The sequence below is a fragment of the Pseudomonas poae RE*1-1-14 genome (genome assembly GCF_000336465.1).
GTDB classification, from domain to species: domain Bacteria; phylum Pseudomonadota; class Gammaproteobacteria; order Pseudomonadales; family Pseudomonadaceae; genus Aquipseudomonas; species Aquipseudomonas poae.
The window spans coordinates 5,503,371-5,512,241 of record NC_020209.1 but is presented as its reverse complement, the minus strand read 5'-3'; the positions used below and the strand labels follow the sequence as shown (position 1 = coordinate 5,512,241).

Here is an 8,871-nt window from a genome sequence, read left to right as displayed (position 1 = left end):
GGGCTCTTACTCTAAAAAGGTTAGGCGCCTATTCTAGTGGTCTGGTTCAGAAATAACTGTGCAAATTTGTAGGCGAAGGCTGAAGACTTTTCGATCGCCCAAAACAAAACCCCATCTGCTTTCGCAAATGGGGTTTCGGAATTTAATCTTGACGATGACCTACTCTCACATGGGGAAACCCCACACTACCATCGGCGATGCATCGTTTCACTGCTGAGTTCGGGATGGGATCAGGTGGTTCCAATGCTCTATGGTCGTCAAGAAATTCGGGTACTGAGTCGTGACCAGATGGCCTCGCTTCAGCAAATTGGGTATGTGACAGCTGTCGGTGCTTTGTGAGCGTCGAACTTTCGGTTCATCTCGTCTTCACACACCGCAATCTGGCCTTTCGACGCAAATTGCTTGGGTGTTATATGGTCAAGCCTCACGGGCAATTAGTATTGGTTAGCTCAACGCCTCACAGCGCTTACACACCCAACCTATCAACGTCGTAGTCTTCGACGGCCCTTCAGGGAACTCAAGGTTCCAGTGAGATCTCATCTTGAGGCTAGTTTCCCGCTTAGATGCTTTCAGCGGTTATCTATTCCGAACATAGCTACCCGGCAATGCCACTGGCGTGACAACCGGAACACCAGAGGTTCGTCCACTCCGGTCCTCTCGTACTAGGAGCAGCCCCTCTCAAATCTCAAACGTCCACGGCAGATAGGGACCGAACTGTCTCACGACGTTCTAAACCCAGCTCGCGTACCACTTTAAATGGCGAACAGCCATACCCTTGGGACCGGCTTCAGCCCCAGGATGTGATGAGCCGACATCGAGGTGCCAAACACCGCCGTCGATATGAACTCTTGGGCGGTATCAGCCTGTTATCCCCGGAGTACCTTTTATCCGTTGAGCGATGGCCCTTCCATACAGAACCACCGGATCACTAAGACCTACTTTCGTACCTGCTCGACGTGTCTGTCTCGCAGTCAAGCGCGCTTTTGCCTTTATACTCTACGACCGATTTCCGACCGGTCTGAGCGCACCTTCGTACTCCTCCGTTACTCTTTAGGAGGAGACCGCCCCAGTCAAACTACCCACCATACACTGTCCTCGATCCGGATAACGGACCTGAGTTAGAACCTCAAAGTTGCCAGGGTGGTATTTCAAGGTTGGCTCCACGCAGACTGGCGTCCACGCTTCAAAGCCTCCCACCTATCCTACACAAGCAAATTCAAAGTCCAGTGCAAAGCTATAGTAAAGGTTCACGGGGTCTTTCCGTCTAGCCGCGGATACACTGCATCTTCACAGCGATTTCAATTTCACTGAGTCTCGGGTGGAGACAGCGCCGCCATCGTTACGCCATTCGTGCAGGTCGGAACTTACCCGACAAGGAATTTCGCTACCTTAGGACCGTTATAGTTACGGCCGCCGTTTACCGGGGCTTCGATCAAGAGCTTCGCGTTAGCTAACCCCATCAATTAACCTTCCGGCACCGGGCAGGCGTCACACCCTATACGTCCACTTTCGTGTTTGCAGAGTGCTGTGTTTTTAATAAACAGTCGCAGCGGCCTGGTATCTTCGACCGGCATGAGCTTACGGAGCAAGTCCTTCACCCTCACCGGCGCACCTTCTCCCGAAGTTACGGTGCCATTTTGCCTAGTTCCTTCACCCGAGTTCTCTCAAGCGCCTTGGTATTCTCTACCCAACCACCTGTGTCGGTTTGGGGTACGGTTCCTGGTTACCTGAAGCTTAGAAGCTTTTCTTGGAAGCATGGCATCAACCACTTCGTGTTCTAAAAGAACACTCGTCATCAGCTCTCGGCCTTAAGATCCCGGATTTACCTAAGATCTCAGCCTACCACCTTAAACTTGGACAACCAACGCCAAGCTGGCCTAGCCTTCTCCGTCCCTCCATCGCAATAACCAGAAGTACAGGAATATTAACCTGTTTTCCATCGACTACGCTTTTCAGCCTCGCCTTAGGGACCGACTAACCCTGCGTCGATTAACGTTGCGCAGGAAACCTTGGTCTTTCGGCGTGGGTGTTTTTCACACCCATTGTCGTTACTCATGTCAGCATTCGCACTTCTGATACCTCCAGCAAGCTTCTCAACTCACCTTCACAGGCTTACAGAACGCTCCTCTACCGCATCACATACGTGATACCCGTAGCTTCGGTGTATGGTTTGAGCCCCGTTACATCTTCCGCGCAGGCCGACTCGACTAGTGAGCTATTACGCTTTCTTTAAAGGGTGGCTGCTTCTAAGCCAACCTCCTAGCTGTCTAAGCCTTCCCACATCGTTTCCCACTTAACCATAACTTTGGGACCTTAGCTGACGGTCTGGGTTGTTTCCCTTTTCACGACGGACGTTAGCACCCGCCGTGTGTCTCCCATGCTCGGCACTTGTAGGTATTCGGAGTTTGCATCGGTTTGGTAAGTCGGGATGACCCCCTAGCCGAAACAGTGCTCTACCCCCTACAGTGATACATGAGGCGCTACCTAAATAGCTTTCGAGGAGAACCAGCTATCTCCGAGCTTGATTAGCCTTTCACTCCGATCCACAGGTCATCCGCTAACTTTTCAACGGTAGTCGGTTCGGTCCTCCAGTTAGTGTTACCCAACCTTCAACCTGCCCATGGATAGATCGCCCGGTTTCGGGTCTATTCCCAGCGACTAGACGCCCTATTAAGACTCGCTTTCGCTACGCCTCCCCTATTCGGTTAAGCTCGCCACTGAAAATAAGTCGCTGACCCATTATACAAAAGGTACGCAGTCACCTAACAAAGTAGGCTCCCACTGCTTGTACGCATACGGTTTCAGGATCTATTTCACTCCCCTCTCCGGGGTTCTTTTCGCCTTTCCCTCACGGTACTAGTTCACTATCGGTCAGTCAGTAGTATTTAGCCTTGGAGGATGGTCCCCCCATATTCAGACAAAGTTTCTCGTGCTCCGTCCTACTCGATTTCATGACTAAGAGATTTTCGCGTACAGGGCTATCACCCACTATGGCCGCACTTTCCAGAGCGTTCCGCTAATCTCAAAGCCACTTAAGGGCTAGTCCCCGTTCGCTCGCCACTACTAAGGGAATCTCGGTTGATTTCTTTTCCTCAGGGTACTTAGATGTTTCAGTTCCCCTGGTTCGCCTCTTACGCCTATGTATTCAGCGTAAGATAACCATCTTATGATGGCTGGGTTCCCCCATTCAGACATCTCCGGATCAAAGTCTGTTTGCCGACTCCCCGAAGCTTTTCGCAGGCTACCACGTCTTTCATCGCCTCTGACTGCCAAGGCATCCACCGTATGCGCTTCTTCACTTGACCATATAACCCCAAGCAATCTGGTTATACTGTGAAGACAACATTCGCCGAAAATTCGAATTTCTCAATTAAGAGAACTCACAAATTTTACCTTAGCCTGATCCGTTACCAGTGAAAGTAACGTTCAGTCTATCTTTCTATCACATACCCAAATTTTTAAAGAACGATCTAATCAAAGACTAGAAATCAACATTCACCATCATCACAATGGAATGCTCATTTCTAAGCTTTCATACAACAGAAGCAGTAGTGGTGGAGCCAAACGGGATCGAACCGTTGACCTCCTGCGTGCAAGGCAGGCGCTCTCCCAGCTGAGCTATGGCCCCGTATTTCTACAGGCGTTTCCCACACAAAATTGGTGGGTCTGGGCAGATTCGAACTGCCGACCTCACCCTTATCAGGGGTGCGCTCTAACCAACTGAGCTACAGACCCAATTTCGGGCTGCTTCTTATCGTCTTCTTCAATGAATCAAGCAATTCGTGTGGGAACTTATGGAGCAGCTGATGTCGTCGATTAAGGAGGTGATCCAGCCGCAGGTTCCCCTACGGCTACCTTGTTACGACTTCACCCCAGTCATGAATCACACCGTGGTAACCGTCCTCCCGAAGGTTAGACTAGCTACTTCTGGTGCAACCCACTCCCATGGTGTGACGGGCGGTGTGTACAAGGCCCGGGAACGTATTCACCGCGACATTCTGATTCGCGATTACTAGCGATTCCGACTTCACGCAGTCGAGTTGCAGACTGCGATCCGGACTACGATCGGTTTTATGGGATTAGCTCCACCTCGCGGCTTGGCAACCCTCTGTACCGACCATTGTAGCACGTGTGTAGCCCAGGCCGTAAGGGCCATGATGACTTGACGTCATCCCCACCTTCCTCCGGTTTGTCACCGGCAGTCTCCTTAGAGTGCCCACCATGACGTGCTGGTAACTAAGGACAAGGGTTGCGCTCGTTACGGGACTTAACCCAACATCTCACGACACGAGCTGACGACAGCCATGCAGCACCTGTCTCAATGTTCCCGAAGGCACCAATCTATCTCTAGAAAGTTCATTGGATGTCAAGGCCTGGTAAGGTTCTTCGCGTTGCTTCGAATTAAACCACATGCTCCACCGCTTGTGCGGGCCCCCGTCAATTCATTTGAGTTTTAACCTTGCGGCCGTACTCCCCAGGCGGTCAACTTAATGCGTTAGCTGCGCCACTAAAAGCTCAAGGCTTCCAACGGCTAGTTGACATCGTTTACGGCGTGGACTACCAGGGTATCTAATCCTGTTTGCTCCCCACGCTTTCGCACCTCAGTGTCAGTATTAGTCCAGGTGGTCGCCTTCGCCACTGGTGTTCCTTCCTATATCTACGCATTTCACCGCTACACAGGAAATTCCACCACCCTCTACCATACTCTAGTCAGTCAGTTTTGAATGCAGTTCCCAGGTTGAGCCCGGGGATTTCACATCCAACTTAACAAACCACCTACGCGCGCTTTACGCCCAGTAATTCCGATTAACGCTTGCACCCTCTGTATTACCGCGGCTGCTGGCACAGAGTTAGCCGGTGCTTATTCTGTCGGTAACGTCAAAACAATCACGTATTAGGTAACTGCCCTTCCTCCCAACTTAAAGTGCTTTACAATCCGAAGACCTTCTTCACACACGCGGCATGGCTGGATCAGGCTTTCGCCCATTGTCCAATATTCCCCACTGCTGCCTCCCGTAGGAGTCTGGACCGTGTCTCAGTTCCAGTGTGACTGATCATCCTCTCAGACCAGTTACGGATCGTCGCCTTGGTGAGCCATTACCCCACCAACTAGCTAATCCGACCTAGGCTCATCTGATAGCGCAAGGCCCGAAGGTCCCCTGCTTTCTCCCGTAGGACGTATGCGGTATTAGCGTCCGTTTCCGAACGTTATCCCCCACTACCAGGCAGATTCCTAGGCATTACTCACCCGTCCGCCGCTCTCAAGAGAAGCAAGCTTCTCTCTACCGCTCGACTTGCATGTGTTAGGCCTGCCGCCAGCGTTCAATCTGAGCCATGATCAAACTCTTCAGTTCAAACATCTTTGGGTTTTTAAGAAACCCTAAACTTGGCTCAGCAATCGTTGGTTATTCTTTGATTTCTCGCGGAGTAACTTGTGATGCTGATAATCTTGTTGACTATCAGTCTGACTCCACAAGCACCCACACGAATTGCTTGATTCAGTTGTTAAAGAGCGGTTGGTTAAGATCTTTCGTCTCAACCGAGGCGCGCATTCTACAGCAGCCTCATTTGCTGTCAAGTGATTATTTTCAGAAGCTTTCGAAGAATTCTTCAACAACTTCAACCACTTGCGCTTCCGATCTCTCGTCAGCGGGAGGCGAATTCTACAGCGTTACACGCTGCTGTCAACACCTATTTTTCTCAGCTTTCGATCGAGAAGATCGAAACGCTAATAGCGCCAAACAACACTGCACTATCAACTCCTTCTGGGCTTCGATGACCTGAAGCAACTCGCTGTCGAATTCTGCGTAACTACTTGTTTACCAAGGAGTTTTCCGTTTCGACTGCGCCGGAAGTGGGGCGAATTATAGACGTCCAGAATCTGCCGTCAACTTCTTTTTTCATCTTTCTGCCATATACCGCAAAACGCAAAAGCCGGCCCCAGAGGGGCCGGCTCTCACTGCATCCTACAAACTGGGGAAAGCAAACTGCGACGCTTCATGACTGGCCCGCTGCGGCCAGCGCTGGGTGATCGCCTTGCGGCGCGTGTAAAACCGCACCCCATCAGGCCCATAGGCATGCAAGTCACCAAACAGTGAACGCTTCCAGCCACCGAAACTGTGATAGGCCACCGGCACCGGCAGCGGAACGTTGACACCCACCATGCCCACTTCAATTTCGTCACAGAACAACCGCGCAGCCTCGCCGTCACGGGTAAAAATGCACGTACCGTTGCCATACTCGTGATCGTTGATCAGTTGCATCGCCGCTTCCAGGCTGCTCACTCGCACCACGCACAGCACAGGCCCGAAGATCTCTTCCTTATAGATACGCATCTCAGGGGTCACACGGTCAAACAGACTGCCGCCCAAAAAGAAGCCCTGCTCGTTCCCGGCAATGCTCAAGCCACGCCCATCCACCACCAGCTCAGCACCCGACGCCACGCCATCCTCTATATAGCCACTAACCTTGTCCCGCGCCTGCCCCGTGACCAACGGCCCCATATCCAGGCCGCACGTAGTGCCCGCGCCTATCTTCAGCGCCTTGATCTGCGGCACCAGCTTGGCGATCAACGCATCCGCCACCTGGTCGCCCACGCACACCGCCACCGAGATCGCCATGCACCGCTCACCGCACGAACCATAGGCAGCGCCCATCAGGCCACTGACGGCGTTGTCCAGGTCCGCATCCGGCATCAGCACCGCATGGTTCTTCGCGCCGCCCAGCGCCTGAACGCGTTTGCCGCGCCGGCTCGCCTCGGCATAGATGTACTCGGCAATCGGCGTCGACCCCACAAAGCTCAGCGCCTTGACCTCTGGCGCTTCAATCAAGGCATCCACCGCCCCCTTGTCGCCGTGCACCACACTCAGCACGCCCTTGGGCAAGCCGGCTTCCTGCAGCAATTGCGCGATCAACAGCGTTGAGCTCGGATCACGCTCCGACGGCTTGAGGATGAAACAGTTACCGCACACGATCGCCAGCGGATACATCCACAACGGCACCATCGCCGGGAAGTTGAACGGCGTAATACCCGCCACCACGCCCAGGGGCTGGAAATCCGACCAGGCATCAATATTCGGCCCCACATTGCGGCTGTACTCGCCCTTGAGGATCTCCGGCGCCGAACACGCGTATTCCACGTTCTCGATCCCGCGCTTCAACTCACCGGCGGCGTCTTCCAGCGTCTTGCCATGCTCCTCGCTGATCAATTGCGCAATACGCGCCTCGTTCTGCTCAAGCAGTTGCTTGAAACGAAACATCACCTGCGCCCGCTTGGCGGCCGGGGTATTGCGCCACGCCGGGAATGCAGCCTTGGCGGTATCAATCGCACGTTGAATGGTTTCACGACTGGCCAACGGCACCTGGTGGATCACCTGGCCGGTGGACGGATTGTAAACATCGGCCGTACGGCCGCTGTCGCTGACCAACTCACCGTTGATCAAATGCTGGATAACGCTCATGCAGGCTCCTGAAAATTTGTTCTATATAGAAGGAGAAAATCAATCGATTGTGCGCAGCACTTCGCCGACTGCATCGAACAAACGATCCAGGTCCTGCGCCTTGCTGTTGAACATTGGCCCGAACTGCAAGGTGTCCCCGCCAAAGCGCACGTAGAAACCAGCCTTCCACAACGCAATGCCCGCTTCAAAGGGACGAACAATCGCATCACCATCACGCGGCGCAATCTGGATGGCACCGGCCAGGCCATAGTTGCGGATATCGACGACGTTCTTGCTGCCCTTCAAACCATGCAGCGCATTCTCGAAGTGTGGTGCGACTTCGGCCACGCTCTGCACCAGGTTTTCCTTCTGCAACAGATCGAGTGCCGCCAAGCCCGCCGCACAGGCCACCGGGTGAGCCGAATAGGTGTAGCCGTGGGGGAATTCCACCGCGTACTCCGGCGTCGCCTGGTTCATGAAGGTCTGATAGATCTCACTGCTGGCAACCACCGCGCCCATGGGGATCGCGCCGTTGGTGACTTGCTTGGCGATACACATCAGGTCCGGCGTCACGCCGAAACTGTCTGCACCAAACATTGAGCCAGTACGGCCGAAACCGGTGATCACTTCATCGAACACCAGCAGGATATTGTGCTGATCGCAAATCTCGCGCAGACGCTTGAGATACCCCTGTGGCGGCACCAGCACACCGGCTGAACCGGCCATCGGCTCGACAAATACGGCGGCGATATTCGAAGCGTCGTGCAGTTCGATCAGCTTGAGCAACTCATCGGCCAACGCGATGCCACCCTGCTCCGGCATTCCCCGTGAGAACGCGTTGCTCGCCAGCAGCGTGTGGGGCAGATGGTCAACATCCATCATGGCCTGACCAAACATCTTGCGGTTGCCGTTGACCCCGCCCAGGCTGGTCCCGGCAATATTCACACCGTGATAACCACGGGCGCGGCCAATCATCTTGGTCTTGGTGGCCTGGCCTTTCAGGCGCCAGTAGGCACGCACCATCTTCACCGCGGTATCGGCGCACTCGGAGCCCGAATCGGTGAAGAACACATGGTTGAGGTTGCCTGGGGTCAGCTCGGTAATCTTTTCCGCCAACTGGAAGGACAGCGGATGACCGTATTGAAAGCCCGGCGAGTAGTCCAATGTACCCAGCTGCCTGGCCACCGCTTCCTGGATCTCCTTGCGCGTGTGCCCGGCGCCACAGGTCCACAGGCCCGACAACGAGTCATACACCTGGCGCCCCTTGTCATCCGTCAACCAGCTACCGTGCGCTGCCACGATCAGACGCGGGTCACGCTGGAAACTGCGGTTGGCGGTGTACGGCATCCAGTGCGCATCCAGCTTCAGCTGGCTGGCAAGGGACGATGGGGCATTTTCGGGCATGTTCATCAGCAAAACCTCGCAGGGCAAA

At 53.9% G+C, this 8,871-nt stretch carries 2 protein-coding genes, 2 tRNA genes and 3 rRNA genes; all 7 read right to left on the bottom strand.

The window, feature by feature from the left end:
- Positions 1-146: 146 nt before the first annotated feature.
- The 7 genes from rrf to aptA all read right to left on the bottom strand — a co-directional run bounded on the left by rrf (position 147) and on the right by aptA (position 8,849).
- Positions 147-262 (bottom strand): 5S ribosomal RNA (gene rrf / locus H045_RS24125).
- 151 nt (positions 263-413) lie between these two features.
- Positions 414-3,305 (bottom strand): 23S ribosomal RNA (locus tag H045_RS24120).
- Positions 3,306-3,552: 247 nt separating this feature from the next.
- A tRNA-Ala gene (locus tag H045_RS24115) sits at positions 3,553-3,628 on the bottom strand.
- A gap of 30 nt (positions 3,629-3,658) precedes the next feature.
- A tRNA-Ile gene (locus tag H045_RS24110) sits at positions 3,659-3,735 on the bottom strand.
- An 82-nt stretch (positions 3,736-3,817) separates the two neighbouring features.
- Positions 3,818-5,354 (bottom strand): 16S ribosomal RNA (locus tag H045_RS24105).
- The 16S, 23S and 5S rRNA genes sit together here with 2 tRNA genes alongside, the layout of an rRNA operon.
- Before the next feature lie 612 nt (positions 5,355-5,966).
- Complete coding sequence (locus H045_RS24100; protein ID WP_015373694.1) at positions 5,967-7,460, bottom strand: CoA-acylating methylmalonate-semialdehyde dehydrogenase; 1,494 nt, start codon at positions 7,458-7,460, stop codon at positions 5,967-5,969.
- Positions 7,461-7,499: 39 nt separating this feature from the next.
- Positions 7,500-8,849: an omega-aminotransferase AptA gene (aptA, locus tag H045_RS24095; RefSeq protein ID WP_015373693.1), complete on the bottom strand. Its 1,350-nt coding sequence runs from the start codon at positions 8,847-8,849 to the stop codon at positions 7,500-7,502.
- Positions 8,850-8,871: the final 22 nt, after the last annotated feature.